Annotated in this window: 14 protein-coding genes; 7 read left to right on the top strand and 7 right to left on the bottom strand. The window is 65.1% G+C overall.

Annotated features, from left to right (window positions below):
• Window positions 1-18 precede the first annotated feature (18 nt).
• Both ACVIN2_RS21945 and ACVIN2_RS21940 read right to left on the bottom strand, forming a co-directional pair.
• Window positions 19-894 carry an S-methyl-5'-thioadenosine phosphorylase gene (locus tag ACVIN2_RS21945; protein ID WP_456767128.1) on the bottom strand — a complete coding sequence of 292 codons (876 nt, stop codon included), beginning with the start codon at window positions 892-894 and terminating at the stop codon, window positions 19-21.
• A gap of 285 nt (window positions 895-1,179) precedes the next feature.
• On the bottom strand, window positions 1,180-1,449 hold the full coding sequence (locus ACVIN2_RS21940; protein ID WP_456767127.1) for a phosphopantetheine-binding protein: 270 nt from the start codon (window positions 1,447-1,449) through the stop codon (window positions 1,180-1,182).
• Window positions 1,450-1,806: 357 nt separating this feature from the next.
• Between ACVIN2_RS21940 and ACVIN2_RS21935 the strand changes: the two genes are divergently transcribed.
• The 4 genes from ACVIN2_RS21935 to ACVIN2_RS21920 all read left to right on the top strand — a co-directional run bounded on the left by ACVIN2_RS21935 (window position 1,807) and on the right by ACVIN2_RS21920 (window position 8,058).
• Window positions 1,807-3,024, top strand: coding sequence for an acyl-CoA dehydrogenase family protein (locus ACVIN2_RS21935; RefSeq protein WP_456767126.1), 1,218 nt, complete (start codon window positions 1,807-1,809; stop codon window positions 3,022-3,024).
• A 56-nt stretch (window positions 3,025-3,080) separates the two neighbouring features.
• Window positions 3,081-4,061, top strand: a complete 981-nt coding sequence (locus tag ACVIN2_RS21930) for an amino acid--[acyl-carrier-protein] ligase (RefSeq protein ID WP_027566009.1) — start codon at window positions 3,081-3,083, stop codon at window positions 4,059-4,061.
• Between the two features lie 37 nt (window positions 4,062-4,098).
• Window positions 4,099-4,974: an acyl-CoA acyltransferase gene (locus ACVIN2_RS21925; protein WP_456767125.1), complete on the top strand. Its 876-nt coding sequence runs from the start codon at window positions 4,099-4,101 to the stop codon at window positions 4,972-4,974.
• A gap of 216 nt (window positions 4,975-5,190) precedes the next feature.
• On the top strand, window positions 5,191-8,058 hold the full coding sequence (locus ACVIN2_RS21920; protein ID WP_456767124.1) for a PAS-domain containing protein: 2,868 nt from the start codon (window positions 5,191-5,193) through the stop codon (window positions 8,056-8,058).
• Between the two features lie 21 nt (window positions 8,059-8,079).
• Here ACVIN2_RS21920 and ACVIN2_RS21915 read toward each other — a convergent pair whose 3' ends face one another.
• On the bottom strand, window positions 8,080-9,774 hold the full coding sequence (locus tag ACVIN2_RS21915) for an EAL domain-containing protein (RefSeq protein ID WP_456767123.1): 1,695 nt from the start codon (window positions 9,772-9,774) through the stop codon (window positions 8,080-8,082).
• 221 nt (window positions 9,775-9,995) lie between these two features.
• On the opposite strand from ACVIN2_RS21915, the gene ACVIN2_RS21910 reads away from it, so the two are divergent.
• A complete protein-coding gene (locus ACVIN2_RS21910) occupies window positions 9,996-10,256 on the top strand; it encodes a hypothetical protein (RefSeq protein WP_456767122.1) in 261 nt (86 codons plus the stop codon).
• A 6-nt stretch (window positions 10,257-10,262) separates the two neighbouring features.
• Here the strand turns inward: ACVIN2_RS21910 and ACVIN2_RS21905 are convergent, their stop codons facing one another.
• The 3 genes from ACVIN2_RS21905 to mtgA form a co-directional block, all read right to left on the bottom strand.
• Entirely contained in the window at window positions 10,263-10,904 is a 642-nt protein-coding gene (locus ACVIN2_RS21905; protein ID WP_456767121.1) for a hypothetical protein, read from the bottom strand.
• A gap of 143 nt (window positions 10,905-11,047) precedes the next feature.
• A complete protein-coding gene (gene rpmF / locus ACVIN2_RS21900) occupies window positions 11,048-11,230 on the bottom strand; it encodes a 50S ribosomal protein L32 (protein ID WP_007598106.1) in 183 nt (60 codons plus the stop codon).
• A 169-nt stretch (window positions 11,231-11,399) separates the two neighbouring features.
• Window positions 11,400-12,074, bottom strand: coding sequence for a monofunctional biosynthetic peptidoglycan transglycosylase (gene mtgA / locus ACVIN2_RS21895; protein ID WP_456767120.1), 675 nt, complete (start codon window positions 12,072-12,074; stop codon window positions 11,400-11,402).
• A gap of 160 nt (window positions 12,075-12,234) precedes the next feature.
• Here mtgA and ACVIN2_RS21890 point away from each other — a divergent pair, with 160 nt between their 5' ends.
• Together ACVIN2_RS21890 and ACVIN2_RS21885 are read left to right on the top strand one after the other, a co-directional pair.
• The gene (locus tag ACVIN2_RS21890; protein WP_456767119.1) at window positions 12,235-13,158 is read left to right on the top strand and encodes a polyprenyl synthetase family protein; all 924 of its coding nucleotides are present in this window, start codon (window positions 12,235-12,237) and stop codon (window positions 13,156-13,158) included.
• A gap of 7 nt (window positions 13,159-13,165) precedes the next feature.
• Entirely contained in the window at window positions 13,166-13,858 is a 693-nt protein-coding gene (locus tag ACVIN2_RS21885; protein WP_456767118.1) for a DUF1345 domain-containing protein, read from the top strand.
• Between the two features lie 36 nt (window positions 13,859-13,894).
• Here the strand turns inward: ACVIN2_RS21885 and ACVIN2_RS21880 are convergent, their stop codons facing one another.
• Window positions 13,895-15,721, bottom strand: a complete 1,827-nt coding sequence (locus tag ACVIN2_RS21880) for a caspase family protein (protein ID WP_456767117.1) — start codon at window positions 15,719-15,721, stop codon at window positions 13,895-13,897.
• Window positions 15,722-15,786 lie beyond the last annotated feature (65 nt).

Below are 15,786 nucleotides of genomic sequence, written 5' to 3'. Positions count from 1 at the left end.
GGCATTCTGCCTTTCGTATCACGTTCGCAGGATGCGCCCGGCCACCGCATCGAGCTTGTTCAAGAGCTCGGGATCGCGCGCCTCGGGCGCGGTGATCAGCGCGGTATCGAGCGCGCGGTCCGAGCCGATCGGGCACGGCTCATGCTCGCGCGGGAAGTCTTTCGCCAGTCGGGCCACCAGCGCCTTTGCCTTTTCGGCGTTCGAGCTCAGAACGCGAATGATGTCCTGCACGGTGACGGCGTCGTGATCGGGATGCCAGCAATCGAAATCCGTCACCATCGCGACGGTGGCGTAGCAAAGCTCGGCCTCACGCGCGAGCTTCGCTTCAGGCATGTTGGTCATGCCAATCACGGAATAGCCAAGCGTCTTGTAGGTCATGCTTTCCGCATAGGTCGAGAATTGCGGTCCCTCCATGCAGACATAGGTGCCGCCGCGCGCAAACGCGATGCCCTCGGCTTCAGCCGCCGCGGCAAGATGGATGCGCAGCCGCGGCGAGACCGGGTGCGCCATCGACACGTGCGCGACGCAACCCCGGCCGAAGAACGAGCTCTCGCGCTTGTGGGTACGATCGACGAACTGGTCGACGAGAACGAAGGTTCCCGGCGGCAGTTCCTCCCTGAACGAGCCGCAGGCCGACAGCGAGATCAGGTCGGTGACGCCGGCGCGCTTGAGGACGTCGATATTGGCGCGATAGTTGATGTCGGAGGGCGACAGCCGGTGGCCCTTGTCGTGGCGCGGCAGGAACACGATCGGCAGGCCGGCAATTGAGCCGCGCCGCAGCGGTGCCGACGGCTCACCCCAGGGGCTCTTGATCACCTCTTCGCGAGCGCCCTCCAGCCCCGGCAGATCGTAGATGCCGGAGCCGCCGATGATGCCCAATACCGCCTGCGTCATGCCTGCTCCACCCGTTCGCGCCATCGCGATTCCGTGGAGAAGCTATGCCAGTTTTATGTTGGTTTTGGAACGGGTGATGGGTGCCGATGCCGAGACCAGCGGAAAGCGCTCGCCACACATTCGGTGTCGTCCCGGCCTAGTGCGCAATTGCGCACGGGGGCCGGGACCCATAACCCCAGGCGGTAGTTTGGTGAAGACTGGTCGTTCGGTACTGCGACTATTCGCAATCGATAGATTCCGCGGTATGGGTCCCGGCCTTCGCCGGGACGACGCCGGAAATCTCGATTACGCAGCCGCCGACTGCAGCTGGGTCGCGACCATACGCTCCAGCGTCTCGACCGACTGGAAGTTCTCCGGTGTGATCTCGGATTGGGGAATCGTGAAGTCGAACTCGGCTTCGACGCCGAGCATCAGATTGACCATGTCCATCGAGGTCAGGCCGACGTCGACGAGCTTGGCCTGTGGCGTGACCTCGGCGGAGAGCGCGTTCTGGGCGAGGATGCCCTTCACCAGCTTGATGATTCGATTGCGCAACTCGGTATCGAAAGCCTGCATCGGTAAATTCCCATCTGTCGACAAAGGTCGGACCGGTTGCCGGCTACGATGGGCACGGCGGGCCGATCCCGCAATGGATGCCACCATTACTTCGCGTTTCTTAGTAAACGATGACTCAGATTGTCTGGATTTCCGGCTTCTTACAGATCCCTAACGCGATCGCGGGAATCCGGGCGATGCAAACAACCCGAACTTAACTGTTCGTTCGGAATTGGGCTTTGTTTACCCTCTATTTCATCGACGAATTTGAATTAAATCCGTAGCCTCATCTCATAAGCAAAGATGGTCGAAGGATCGCTCAAGCGGCATCGCGAATGATGCCGGCGATCCTGAACGGCAAACCGGAGGCGGACGAGTATGAACGTGCGTGAAGCAGTCCTCACTGTCGACGAGACGCAGACGAGCTTTCTCGAGCATGGTCCCTCTCTCATCGAACGCGCCGCCCGCACCGCCACCGTGGCGGCAGCTGACGCCGACGGGGTCGATCGCGATGCCCGCTTCCCTCACAAGGCTTTCGAGGTTGCGCGTGAGCAGAAGCTGCTCGGCGTCATGATCCCGGCCGAGTTCGGCGGCTTCGGTGCCTCGATCCACGACGTCACCGACGTCTGCTACACGCTCGGACGCGCCTGCGCCTCCACGGCGATGATCTACGCGATGCACACGACAAAGGTCGCCTGCGTCGTCAGGCACGGCCACGGCATCCCCTGGATGGAAACCATGATGCGCCGGGTCGCGCGCGACCAGTGGCTGCTCGCCTCCTCCACCACCGAGGGCCAGAATGGCGGCAACATCCGCGCTAGCGCCGCCGCCGTCGACGTCGCCGGCGACACCGTCTCGCTGCTGCGCGACGCCACCGTGATCTCCTACGGCGCCGAGGCCGACGGCCTCGTGACCATCGCCCGCCGCGCCACCGACGCTTCTGCGTCCGACCAGGTGCTGCTGGCGCTCGCCAGGGACGATTATTCGCTGAAGCGGACGCTGGGCTGGGAAACGCTCGGCATGCGCGGCACCTGCTCGACCGGTTTCGAGTTGAAGGTCGACTGCCCGACCGACCGCGTCTTCCCGGAATCCTACGACAAGATCCACGCCCAGACCATGACGCCGTTCGCGCATCTGTGCTGGTCGTCGGCCTGGGCTGGGATCGCTGCAGCCGCCGTCACCCGTGCGCAGGCCTTCGTCCGCAAGGCGGCCCGCAGCTCAGGAGGCCAGATGCCCCCGGCAGCCGCGCATTTCACCGCCGCCAAGATGTCGCTGGCCAAGCTGCGGGCGCTGATATCAGCCAATATCGACGCCTTTGCCCGCGCCGAGCACGACGAACGCGCGCTCGGCTCGCTCGACTTCCAGTCTTCGATCACGCTTCTGAAGGTGCAGGCCTCGGAGCTCGCGGTCGAGACCGTGATGCATGCGATGCGCACCGCAGGCCTTTCCGGCTACCGCAATGACGGTGAGTTCACCATGGGCCGCCACCTGCGCGACGTACTGTCGTCGCCGATCATGATCAACAACGACCGCATTCTGGCCAATGCCGCCACTTCGACCCTGATGAGCGGCGTGCCATTGAGCCTTCACGACTGACGCGCCTTCACGACTAAACCAACAAGAACAATTTTCAGATAGCAGGACATCGACCCATGAACATTGCCGTCCTCCCCAATTCACCCGAGACCGCCCCGCAAATCGCGGATCCGCTGGATCATCTCGCCGACAAGCTGTTCCACCCCATGGGCTCGGACGGCGTCTATGCCCGCACCGCGCTCTATGAGGGCATCGTCGAAAAGCTCGCTGCGCTGATCACGAGCCATCGCGAGGCCGGCACTGAGGTGATGCGCTTCCCGCCGGTGATGAGCCGGTCCCAGCTGGAAAAGTCTGGCTACCTGAAGAGCTTTCCGAACCTGCTCGGTTGCGTCTGCGGCCTGCACGGCACCGAGCGCGAGATCAACGCCGCGGTCAGCCGCTTCGATGCCGGCGGCGACTGGACCAGTTCGCTCTCGCCGGCAGACCTCGTGCTGTCGCCGGCGGCCTGCTATCCCGTCTATCCGATCGCGGCGAGCCGCGGCCAGTTGCCGAAGGGTGGCCTGCGCTTCGACGTCGCCGCCGACTGCTTCCGCCGTGAACCGTCAAAACATCTCGACCGGCTGCAATCGTTTCGGATGCGGGAATATGTCTGCATCGGCAGCCCCGACGACGTCGCCGATTTCCGCGAGCGCTGGATGGTGCGGGCGCAGGCGATTGCGACCGATCTCGGTCTCACCTTCCGCGTCGATTATGCCAGCGATCCGTTCTTCGGCCGCGTCGGTCAGATGAAGGCGGTGAGCCAGAAGCAGCAGCAGCTCAAGTTCGAACTGCTGATCCCGCTGCGCTCGGAAGAGCAGCCGACGGCCTGCATGAGCTTCAATTATCACCGCGAGCATTTCGGCACGACCTGGGACATCAAGGACGCCAATGGCGAGCCGGCCCACACCGGCTGCGTCGCCTTCGGCATGGACCGCCTGGCCGTCGCCATGTTCCATACGCACGGCACCGACCCTTCCGCCTGGCCCGCCAAGGTGCGGGAGATCATGGGCCTGCAGCCGCAGATCGCGGCCGATGCCCACGGCGAAGGCTGGCGCTAACGGAACGAGGCCGGTCATTTCCACGGGAAAGACGAGCGTGATCCATACCAAGGTCCGATGTCGCGAGATCACCGAGTCCGACGTCGATGCCGTCGCGGACTTGCTGACGCGCGGCTTCGTCGGCCGCTCGCGCGGCTATTGGATCCAGGGCCTGCGCCGGCAGGCCTTCAGGCCCGTACCGGAAGGCTACCCGCGCTTTGGCTACATGCTCGACAATGACGGCACGCCGGTCGGCGTGCTGCTGCTGATCTACACGGCGCGGAGGGACGGCGATGAGACCGCCATCCAGTGCAATTTGTCGAGCTGGTACGTCGATCCGGCCTATCGCAACTACGCCCCGCTCCTGACCAAGATCGCGCAGCGCCACAAGGACGTCACCTATCTCAACATCAGCCCGGCGCCGTGGACCTGGCCGATCATCGAGACGCAGGGCTTTCGCGCCTATTGCAGGGGTATATTCTTCTCGGTGCCTGCGCTGGCGCGCGTCCCACGCTGGAGCAAGATCGAGGTCATCTCGCAGCACACCAAGACGATCGACGGGCTTTCCGATGCCGAGACCGATCTCTTGACGCGGCATGCGCGCTACAATTGCCTCAGCCTCGTCTGCCGCACGCCGAAGGGAACGTTCCCCTTCATCCTGCAACCGGTGCGCATCCGCCGTGGCATCATTGCGCCGCCCGCGATGAAGCTGATCTACTGCCGCAACGCGGCCGAATACACCGAATGCGCAGGCCGCATCGGCCGGCTGCTGCTGCGGCTCGGCAAGATCGCGGTCGCCGTCGATTCCAACGGCCCGGTTCCCGGCCTCGTCGGCATCTACACCGAGCGTCGCGGCCGCAAATATTTCAAGGGCCCGCACCGGCCGCAGCTCGCCGATCTCACGGACACGGAACTCGTGCTGTACGGGCCGTAGGCCCCGTTTGGGCCGGATTCGATCCGGGTCTAACGCGCAATTGCGCAGGTCGACCGGCGCGACGGTACATTGCCCCCTTCACATTGGCAGCATCCCTGCATCCCCGGTCACCCTCCGTAAACTACGGCGCTTAAGGGAATTTTCCCGCCTCTTCGCTAGCCTCGGCGACTGAATTACATCGCGTTAAGTCTATCCCCCGCCGAGACCCCGTCGCCCATGACATCGATCCGCGACAACGAGCTTGATGCACGCCGCGATCAGGGCCCGAAGGCCCTGGTCGGGCTGAGCCAGCTTGCGCTCGACCACATGGAGCAAGGCGTCTGCGTCTACGATGCCGGCAACCGGATCGTGCTGGTCAATCAGCGCTATCTCAGCCTGTTCAACATGTCGGCCGAAATCGTGCGGGTCGGCACGAGCTACCGCGACGTGCTCGCCCACAGCGTGGCTCTCGGCAACATCCCCGCGGGAGAAGTCGACGCACTCTATGCCGCGCGCATGGCACGGATCGCAGCCGGCCAGCCGTTCCGGACTCAACAGACGCTCGCAAGCGGCCTGGTCATGGCGCTGGAGCTAAAGCCGCTTCCCGGCGGCGGCTGGATGACGATCTGCGACGACGTCAGCCGCCTCGCCCGGGTCGAGGCGGAGCTGCGCGTGCAGACCGAGCGCAGCCAGCACGCGCTCGCCAACATGTCGCACGGACTGATCATGTACGATGCCGACAGCCGCGTCGTCGTCTGCAACGATCGCTTCCTGAAGCTCTATAATCTCGACCCGGACATCGTGAAGCCGGGCGTCACGCACGGCGCGACCATCGATCATTGGCTTTCGCGCGGCAACCTGCCGGGCATGCCGGGCGACGAATTCCACGACACCAGGCTGGAGGACGTGCGCACCAGGACGACGAAAACCCTGCTGGTGATGCGCTATGACGGACGGATGGTGCAGGTGGTTTCCCGCTTTCTGCCCGACGGCGGCTGGGTGACCGTGCACGAAGACGTCACCGAGCGGCTGCAATACGAGGAGATGCTGAGGCAGCAGAACTTCATGCTCGATGCGGCGCTGGAGAACATGGCGCACGGGCTCGCCTTCTACGACAGCGACATGCGCCTGCGCGTCTGCAACACCACCTACCAAAAGATCTATCGGCTGTCGCCGGAGGAATCCAAGCCGGGCACGCATCTCGGCGAACTGATCGAACGCTCGATGGCAAACGGCGCGTTCTCGTCCGAGTATAGTCCGCAACAACTCCTGGAAGCCGCCAGCGCAAGGATTGCCGACCGCAACTCCTCGCCGATACGCCGGCGGATGTCGAACGACACCACGATCTCGGTGCGCTATTGCGCCCTGGCCGAGGGTGGTTTTGTGGCCACCTACGAGGACATCACCGAGCGCGAGCACGCAGTCGAGGAGCTGAGCGAGCAGTATCGGCGCTTCGACGCGGCCCTGAACAACATGAGCCAGGGCTTGTGCATGCTCGATTCGAGCTTGCGCGTCATCGTCTGCAATCGGCGCTATATCGAGATGTACGGACTATCTCCCGAATTGGTGAAGCCGGGTGTGTCGATGCGCGAGATCATGGAGCACAGCTGCGAGCTCGGCATCCATCCAAACACCACCGCCGCGCGGCTCTATGCCGACTATGTCGAGAGGCTGCGCGAGGGCGAGCACACACTGCACCGCTATTTGGGCGACGGCCGCATCATCAAGCTCAATCACAAGCGAATGGAGCATGGCGGCTGGGTCGTCACCTATGAGGATGTCACCGAACGTCACAAGGCCCAGGCCCGCGTGGCGCACATGGCGCGGCACGATTCACTCACCGACCTGCCCAATCGCACTCTGTTCCGCGAGAAGATGGGCGAGGGACTGAACCAGGTCGCGATCGCCGGCGGCGCGATGGCCGTGCTGTGCTTCGACCTCGACAATTTCAAGACCGTCAACGACCGCCTCGGCCACGCGGCCGGCGACCGGCTGTTGCGCTGGGTCGCGGCGCGGCTGCAGGAGAATGTCGGCGAGCACGACACCGTCGCGCGGCTCGGTGGCGACGAGTTCGCGATTCTCCAGCGCGGACCGCAGCCGCAATCGGCGGAAAGGCTCGCGCGCCGCCTGGTCGAGATCATCGGTCACCCGCCGCCGCTGGAGCACCAGTCGATGCATGTCGGCGTCTCCGTCGGCATCGCAATCGCGCCCGATCACGGGCTCGATGCCGACGAGCTGATGAAATGCGCCGACCTCGCGCTGTACCAGGCCAAGGCCAAGGGGCGCGGCGCCTATCAGCTGTTCGAGCCCGAAATGGAGAAAGAGGCTCGCAGCCGGCACGCGCTCGAGCACGATCTGCGCGGCGCGCTGGAGGCCCGTGAATTCCACCTGGCATTCCAGCCGCAGGTGCGGCTCGACACCACCGAACTTACCGGCTTCGAGGCGCTGCTGCGCTGGAAGCATCCTTCGCGCGGCCTCGTCTCACCGGCGGAATTCATTCCGATCGCGGAAGAGAACGGCCTGATCGTTCCGATCGGAGAATGGGTGCTGCGCACGGCCTGCGCGACCGCAGCGACCTGGCCCGATCTCACCGTCGCGGTGAACCTGTCGCCGGTGCAATTCCGCTCGCGCGGGCTGGTGACGATGGTGACGAGCGCGCTTGCGGAGGCCGGCCTGCCGCCGCATCGGCTCGAGCTCGAGCTCACCGAGACGGCGCTGCTCGACGACAGCGAAGCGACGATCGAGATCCTGCACCAGCTCCGCGCGTTGGGGGTGCGCGTCAGCCTCGACGATTTCGGCGTCGGCTATTCTTCGCTGAGCTATTTGCGCAAGTTTCCGTTCGACCGCATCAAGATCGACCGCTCCTTTGTCGGCACGCTCAGTGAAAGCCCTGAGAGTATGGCGATCGTCCGCACCATCGCCAGCCTCGGCTCGGTGCTCAACGTCGAGACCACGGCAGAAGGCGTGGAGACGATTGAACAACTCGACTTCGTCCGCGAATGCGGCTGCACCGCCGTGCAGGGATATTATTTTGGCAGGCCGTGCCCTGCCGCGGAGGTCGGACACATGATCGAGACGCTGAGCGCAGTCCGCCGCGTGGCGTAGGGATCCGGCTCAGATTGGCTCCTACCCGGCCGCGGGCAGCGCGCTGTCCGGCGGCGCGCCCCAGGGGCGGTCGGCTGAGGCGAGCCCGATCAGGCGGCCCTGGATGTAGTCGCAGCCCCAGTCGCGCAGCATGTTCGCAGCTTCTTCGTCCTGCACCCATTCGGCCACCGTCTTGATGTCGAGGCGGCGGGCGAGGTCGATCAGCGTCTGCACGAAGGCGCGGTCGTCGGCGGAGCGAGTGATGTTCTGCACGAAGGCGCCGTCGATCTTCACGATGTCCACGCCGAGCTTGCGCAGATTACGGAACGAGGTGTAGCCGGCACCGAAATCGTCGATGGCGATGCGACTGCCGAAATTCTTCAGCCGGGTGACGAAGCCGCGCACATCGTCGATGTCCTGGATCGCGACGGTTTCGGTGATCTCGACGATCAGCCGCTCGGCGACGCCGGGATGCGCGCGCATGAGCGATTCGATTCCGGCCCACCAATCCGGGTCCATGGTGGTGTCCGGCGAGATATTGAGGCTGAGGCAGATGTCAGGCGCGGCGGCGAGCTCGGCGACCACGAGCTCGAGCACGCGGTGATCGACCAGGCGGATCAGGCCGAGCCGTTCCGCGACCGGCACGATGTCGGGCGCGAGCAGCACCTGGCCGTCGCCCTGGTCCATCCGCACCAGGCATTCGTGAAAAGCGCACTCGCGCGAGAGGGCGGCAACCACCGGCTCATAGGCCAGCTTGATGCGGCGCTCGTTCAGTGCGGTGACGATCTCGTCGGTGACGCGGATGTTGACGCGGCGCTGGGCGTCTCGCGCGGCATCCGGGCGCCAGGCGGCGAACGAGCCGACGCGGCGTTGTTTCGCGGTGTCCAGGGTCTCGTGGGCGCGATTGACGGCTTCATCGGTGTTGCGGGCATAGCGCGGCACGCTGACCGCGCCGATCGAGGCGGTGACCGACACCGGGCCGGATTTGGTCGGCACCACCTCGTCGCGGATGCCGGCGAGGAAGCGCTCGGCGGCGACATTCATGTCGTCGACGGTGCAGTTCTTCAGGATCAGGCCGAACTTGTTGCCGGAGAAGCGGCCGAGCACGTCGCCGCCGCGCAAGCGCGCGCGAATGCGCGTGGCGACGTCGAGGATCACGGCGTCGGCAACGTCGAAGCCGAAGGCCTCGTTGACACGCGCGAGATGATCGATGCCGACCAGCATGAAGGCCGCGGTCGAGCGGAAACGGGTCGTCTCCTCAATGGCCTCGGCCAGCGCGGCGATCAGATGCGAGCGATTGAGCTCGCCGGTCAGCGGATCAAGCCGGGCGAGCTTCGTCAATTCCTCGTCGCGGGCGTGGCGTTCATTGTTGATGCGGACGGAGCCGATCGCGCGCACCGGGCGGCCGTCGGGGCCGGCGAGCCAGCGGCCGGTCTCCTCGATCCAGACCACGGGATCGGCGGCGCTCATGCGCACGCCGTACTCGACCCGATAGGGCGTGCCGTCGGCGCCATGCACGGCTGAGGTCTGCGCAAGCGCGGCGGTCCGCAGCGATTGCGCGGGCTCGATCAACCTGGCGAATTCGGCGCCGGTGGCCAGCCGTTCGGTGGGAATCCCGGGGAAGATGGCGCCGACCTGCTCACCCCAGACGATGGCATCGCTGGCGATATCCCAGGCGAACACGGCCTGGCCGAGGGCGGCCAGGATGTCGGAGGCTTGCGGCAATGCGGGGGTCAAAATCGCCTCGTTTCGGGACAGCGGGGAGTCCTGAGTCGGCACAGGATAAAGCCAGATTCGCCATTGACCCTAGGCAAAGTTGATAAACAATTTGGAAACCACGTTTCCTCACTCGCAGGAACCAAACCGGCCCACCCGGCATAGGGCTTGCGAGTACATGACACGCACCGGCGCCAGCGTCTCGAAACGCGACAATCTAGGCCGGGTCAACGGTGATTGCGATGTTGAGTACTGATCAAGTGGACGTGGCGAACAACGGCACAGGCTCGGCTGTGGTGCCGCTGATGCCGGTTTTGCAGTGGGTCCACAAGGCCCCGCTGCCGCGCCCCGATCCGAGCTTCGTCGCCCAGCTCATCGCCAATGCCGAGCATCTGCCCCAGGCGAGCCGGCTCCGCCGCGTGTCTTCCGAGGATGCGCAGGTCGCCTATGGCAGCAAGCGCCCGCTTCCGAGCGTCGCCGCGCGCACGCGGCAGGTGGCTTGAAGTAGATCAGCGCGGCGCGTCGGGAGACGGCTGGGTGCCGTTGCCCGGCTGCAAATGCGGCGAGGGGATTTCCGGCGAGGGCGTACTCACAGGCTTCGGCGCCGGGTGATCCATCAGCACGGATTCGGCGACCGATTGCGCCGTGGGCGCGGGCGGCTCTGCCGGAGCTGGTTGCGGAGGGGACACTGGCTCGAACTTGGGCTCGAACTCATCCGCCGGCGTCTCGGCCCGGCGCTTGGCCTTGCGCGGCGCCGGCACCGTCGTTTCGGCGACATAAGCGACGCGGCGGCGGGTGCGCTGGGCGATTCCGCCGAGGAAATCGGCCATCGCCAGCAGCACCAGAAGGAAATAGGTGGAGTTGCCGAATTTGGGCCACATCACGAATTCGGCCGCAGCCGCGCCGAACACGATCAGCGACAGCAAATGATCCATCAGGAATTTCGAGCCGGGCCGCGCGCCCTTGACCACCTCGAGCAGCAGCAGCACGACACCTAGCGCGAGCATCACGTCGGCGAGCGTGACCGGCCAGGCCTCGCCCGTGATCATCGGCACCCTGAACAGCACGTCCGTAAAGGACACGCTCGGCATCAGGAAGGCGATAATGTTGTAGACCGCGAGCGGGATCAGGAGCAGCGGGAAACCGACCATCGGCGAAATGCCTTCTCGATCAAGATATCCAGACAGGACAATGCGGCGGCGAAGCATTCGCTCCGCCGCCGTCACTGTCATATCTCATGGGTTGGCCGAAATCAGGCAGGCCCGATCGTCCTGCCCAAAGAAAGGTCCCGAACTCAGGACTCTTTCTTCTTCAGGACCTGACGGCCCTTGTACATGCCGGTCTTGAGGTCGAGATGGTGCGGACGACGGAGTTCGCCGGAATCCTTGTCTTCCACATAGGTCGGCTTCTTGATGGCGTCAGCCGAGCGGCGCATGCCGCGGCGCGACGGCGAGGTTTTTCTTCTCGGAACGGCCATTTCAGTATCCTCTAGGGATTGGTGTCATCAGGGCATCGTCCGCGGAGGGACGGCTCAGCACCCGCAAACCGAGGCGAGCTGAATGCCGGTCAAGGCCGGGCTTATAGAGGAAGGCCTGCCTTAAATCTAGGGCTCTGGGCCGGAAAATGCGCCCGAAAAGGACCGGAAATCAGCGATTCTCTCGCCAGCAGGTCGAAAGCGAGCTGGCCTGCGCCCTCGCCACATAGGTCCCGGCCAGCCGCCGGACACCCGGTCCCGGCGTCCTGGCGCTGCGTTTGACCGGATTCGGCAGGATCGAGGCCAGAAGCGCCGCCTCCCGGGGGGAGAGGTTCGCCGCCGATTTGCCGAAGGCATAGGCGCTGCCCGCCTCGACCCCAAACTGGCCCTGTGGTCCCAGCTCGGCGATGTTGAGGTAAATCTCCAGGATCCGTGCCTTGGGCAAGACGAGATCGATCCACAGCGCCAGCGGGAATTCCAGCGCCTTGCGGACGAAGTCCCGCCCCTGCCAGAGGAACAGGTTTTTCGCCACCTGCTGGGTGATGGTGGAAGCGCCCCGGAACGGGGTGCCGTCCTCCCGGGCATCGTCGACCGCCTCACGCAGCGCCCCCCAGTCGATGCCGTGATGCTTGCAGAAATGGGCGTCCTCGGCCGCCACCACCGCGCGTGGCAGCGAGGGCGACATCGCCGCCAGATCGATCCATTCCCGCTGCATCGGCGCCCCCCGAAACGAGCGCCAGATCATCAGCGTCGAAACGGGACGACCGGTGCGGTAGAACGGCGCGACGACATAGGGCGCGAGAGCCGCGACCGCGAGCACCAGGAGAAGGGTTTTGACGACGCGCAAATCAACCTTTCCGGCGCAGAACGAAACGCGGCCACGGGCCCGGCATTAAGTCTGTGATAATTCGGGCCTTTTCCAGCACTTTTTAGGCCTTCCAAACGATTGACTGAGGCGGGCGCATAAAGGATTGTCCCGCCGAATTTTAGTTCTGGAGCCCTTCTTGATGACCGGCACGTCCCCGTCCGATTTCGCCAAACGTCTGGACAAGACCGCTGATGACACCGAGGCGCTGCTCGGGCGCCTGCTGTCGGACGACATCCTGCCCGATGAGATCGCCCGGCCCAAGCGACTGATGGACGCAATGCGCTATTCGAGCCTGAATGGCGGCAAGCGCCTGCGGCCGTTCCTGGTGGTCGAGAGTGCGGCGGTGTTCGGTGTTCCCCGCGAAGCCGCGCTGCTCGTGGGCGCCGCCCTCGAATGCATCCACTGCTACTCGCTGATCCATGACGATCTGCCGGCGATGGACAATTCGGACCTGCGCCGCGGCCGCCCGACCCTGCACAAGAAGACCGACGACGCGACCGCGATCCTCGCCGGTGACGGCCTGTTGACACTCGCCTTCGACATCATCACCCGCGACGAGATCCATCGCGACGCCAATGTCAGGCTTTTGCTGACCCGCGCGCTGGCGCGCTGCGCCGGCATCGGCGGCATGGTCGGCGGCCAGATTCTCGATCTCGCCGGCGAAGGCCGCTTTGGCGGCAACGAGCCGATCGACGTCGCCCGCATTCAGCAGATGAAGACCGGCGCGCTGCTGCGCTACGGCTGCATCGCCGGCGCGATCCTCGGCCAGGCCTCGCAAAAGGAATATCAGGCGCTCGATGATTACGGCCGCGCGCTCGGCGAAGCCTTCCAGATCGCCGACGATCTGCTGGACGTCGAAGGCGATGCCGCCGCGCTCGGCAAGCCTGCCGGCGCCGATGCTGCGCTGGGCAAGACCACCTTCGTCACCCAGCTCGGCATCGAAGGCGCCAAGCAGCGCGTGCGCGACCTGCTCGCACGCGCCGACGGCGCGGTCTCGATTTTCGGCGATCGCGCCGCCGTGCTGCAAGCGGCTGCGCGGTTCGTGGCCGAACGGAAGAGCTGATAGCGCGATGGCGGGCGGCAGCAAGGAAGACCCCGCCCTCGCCCGCTTTCGCAAGATGTCGCGGCCGATGCGGCTGATTTATGCGCGTCCGCGGACGTTCATGTCGCTTGCCGTTGGTATTCTCGTCTGCCTGCTCATCCCGGGTTCGCACCGGCTGGTCACCCGGCTTCTGTTCGGCTGGGATGCGTTGATCGCCGTTTATCTGGTGCTGGTCTACGCGATGATGCTGTGCAACGACCACCAGCACATCCGCCGCGCCGCAGCGATGCAGGACGACGGTCGCTTCGTGATCCTGCTGGTGACGGCGATCGGCGCCTTCGCCAGCATCGCCGCGATCGTCTCCGAGCTTGGAACGCCACATCGCGGCGTCCTGGAGCTGAGCATCGCAATCACCACCATCGTATTGTCATGGGCCGCCGTGCACACGATCTTCGCGTTGCATTATGCGCATGATTATTACCGGCACGCCACGCCGGGCGGCCTTCAGTTTCCCAGCGGCGACAAGGAAGACCACGCGGATTATTGGGACTTCGTCTATTTCTCGTTCGTGATCGGCATGACCGCGCAGGTCTCCGACGTCGGCATATCCGATAAGACCATCCGCCGCACCGCCACCGCGCACGGCATCATCTCATTCATCTATAACACGGCCTTGCTGGCGCTGACGGTCAACATCGCGGCGAGCGCGATCTCGACGTAGTCGTTGTCCTGGCGAAAGCCAGGACAACATTGGGAGTTAATTACAGACCTCGGCATTGGCATCGTTGCCGGGGCCGCCGCCGCCGCGATATTCGAGATGGCACCCTCGGTTGACCGGACGGCAGCCGCCGCTATTGCAGAAGAGCTGTCCGCCACTCGAGCGACGGCTGGCGCCAGCGGCAGCAGCAATGCCGGCAGCGCCACCAAAGCCGCCCGCTGCTCCGGCAGCTTCACCGCCGGCTTGACGACGCTGCCGTGCGGGACGTTCCTCACCGTCGTCACGCTTTGCAGTTGAAGGCTTGGCGGGCTTGGCCGCACGCTGCTTCTCGCACTCGTTGTCGTCGTTGAGCGCATAGCCCTCACGGCAGACGATCCTGGTGCACTTATCCCCGTCGGCCTTGAAGCCGTGCTCGCAAACCAGCGGACAGACGCGCGACTGCTTTGACTTGACCGTGTCGAGTGCATCGGTGCTCGCCACCTTCACGTCGAGCTTGGTGCCGGCATAACGGTTGAACTGCGACAACGAGCGCTGCGCAGACGTCGTCCAGTTGCCGTCGGCGGCGCCGGAGAAGCAGCCGACGCGACCGAGCTCGGTCTGCACCGAGCGGCTGAGATCGGCCGGCGCGGTGGCCGGCGTCAGCGACGCGACGTTGGTGCCGGCCGGGCTCGCCGTGCTGGCTGGCGCTGCACCCGGCGCCGCGGCGGCGAGATTGACGCGCTGCTGCTCGGCGGCGGCCGCCTGCTGCTGCGCCTGCTCCTTGGCCTTTTGCGCGGCAAGCTGTACCTGCTCGGCGGCCTTCGCATCGGCGGCTGCCTTGGCCTGCGTATCCTTCTGCGCGCCAAGTGCGGCAAGACGATCGCGCTCGGCCTCGGCCTGTTTCGCCTTCTCGGTGGCCGCCGCATGAGCCTGCTCGGCGCCGATTTTTTCGACCTGAAGCTTGGCGAGGCTCGCATAGAAGCCGTCAGGATGCTGGGCGAGGAACGCATCCCACGCCGGCCTGTTGCCAACCTGGAGCGCGAGCTCGTAATCGCGGCGGATGTCGGCCTGCGGGTTCGGCACGGGCGCAGCGGCAGCCGCAGCGGTCACCTTGACCGGCACCAGCGGCACGTCCTCGCCGCCGAGCGAGCCATAGACGAACGGCTCCTGCTTGTTACCTGTCGACTTGAGCACGTCGTCGCGCACGAAGCCGAAGGCGCGGCGGACGTCGAGGCCCGGCGTCGTCAGATGCTTGGACAGCGCCACGGTAAAGGGGCTGTTCGCACCGTCGCCGTCCTGCGCCGTGAAGCCGGCCTTGGCCGAATAGGCGATCAGCGTGTTGGGGCTGGTCGGCTCGACCTGGGCGAGGCCGCGGCCGATGCCGCGCGAGGCGACCGTGCGCTTCATGGTCTTGCCGAACGGATTGTCACGGCAGGCATCCAGGATCACCAGGCGAAGCTGCTTGGCCGGTTCGACCGCAACCAGGACGCGGTCGAGGGAGAGCGCCTCGTCAAAGACGTCGGTGTCACGCTCCAGCTTGGCGTCGACAGGGATCAGATAGTTCGAGCCTTCGACCTCGATGCCGTGGCCGGCATAATAGACCACAGCGATATCGGCATCGCGGGTCCCGTCGGCGAATTCGCGCAGCACGCGCCGCGTGTCCTGCGCCGTCAGATCGCGCCGGGAATCGACGATGTCGAACCCGGCCTCCTTCAGCGTCCTGGTCATCACCGAACCGTCATTGACGGGGTTCGTCAGCGACGGCGCATGCTGATAGGCGGAGTTGGCGATCACCAGCGCGACGCGCTTTCCGGCGAAAGCCGGCCCGGTGCCGAATAGCAGCGCGACGGCAAGGAGAAGGGGGCAAAGTCTGAGCAATTTGCGCATGGCACGACTTCCGGGTTCAGGGCATTTCAAGCCCCTTTGGGATGGCTTTAGCAGGATCCGCCGCG

The organism is Bradyrhizobium sp. USDA 3650 (assembly GCF_054057395.1).
Note: the sequence above shows the minus strand (reverse complement) of the source record. Positions and strands in the feature narration are given on the sequence as shown.

Coding starts and splice junctions, on each gene's coding strand:
- ACVIN2_RS21945 (WP_456767128.1), bottom strand. CDS start 894: ATGACGCAGGCGGTATTGGGCATCATCGGCGGCTCCGGCATCTACGAT.
- ACVIN2_RS21940 (WP_456767127.1), bottom strand. CDS start 1,449: ATGCAGGCTTTCGATACCGAGTTGCGCAATCGAATCATCAAGCTGGTG.
- ACVIN2_RS21935 (WP_456767126.1), top strand. CDS start 1,807: ATGAACGTGCGTGAAGCAGTCCTCACTGTCGACGAGACGCAGACGAGC.
- ACVIN2_RS21930 (WP_027566009.1), top strand. CDS start 3,081: ATGAACATTGCCGTCCTCCCCAATTCACCCGAGACCGCCCCGCAAATC.
- ACVIN2_RS21920 (WP_456767124.1), top strand. CDS start 5,191: ATGACATCGATCCGCGACAACGAGCTTGATGCACGCCGCGATCAGGGC.
- ACVIN2_RS21910 (WP_456767122.1), top strand. CDS start 9,996: ATGTTGAGTACTGATCAAGTGGACGTGGCGAACAACGGCACAGGCTCG.
- ACVIN2_RS21905 (WP_456767121.1), bottom strand. CDS start 10,904: ATGGTCGGTTTCCCGCTGCTCCTGATCCCGCTCGCGGTCTACAACATT.
- rpmF (WP_007598106.1), bottom strand. CDS start 11,230: ATGGCCGTTCCGAGAAGAAAAACCTCGCCGTCGCGCCGCGGCATGCGC.
- ACVIN2_RS21890 (WP_456767119.1), top strand. CDS start 12,235: ATGACCGGCACGTCCCCGTCCGATTTCGCCAAACGTCTGGACAAGACC.
- ACVIN2_RS21885 (WP_456767118.1), top strand. CDS start 13,166: ATGGCGGGCGGCAGCAAGGAAGACCCCGCCCTCGCCCGCTTTCGCAAG.
- ACVIN2_RS21880 (WP_456767117.1), bottom strand. CDS start 15,721: ATGCGCAAATTGCTCAGACTTTGCCCCCTTCTCCTTGCCGTCGCGCTG.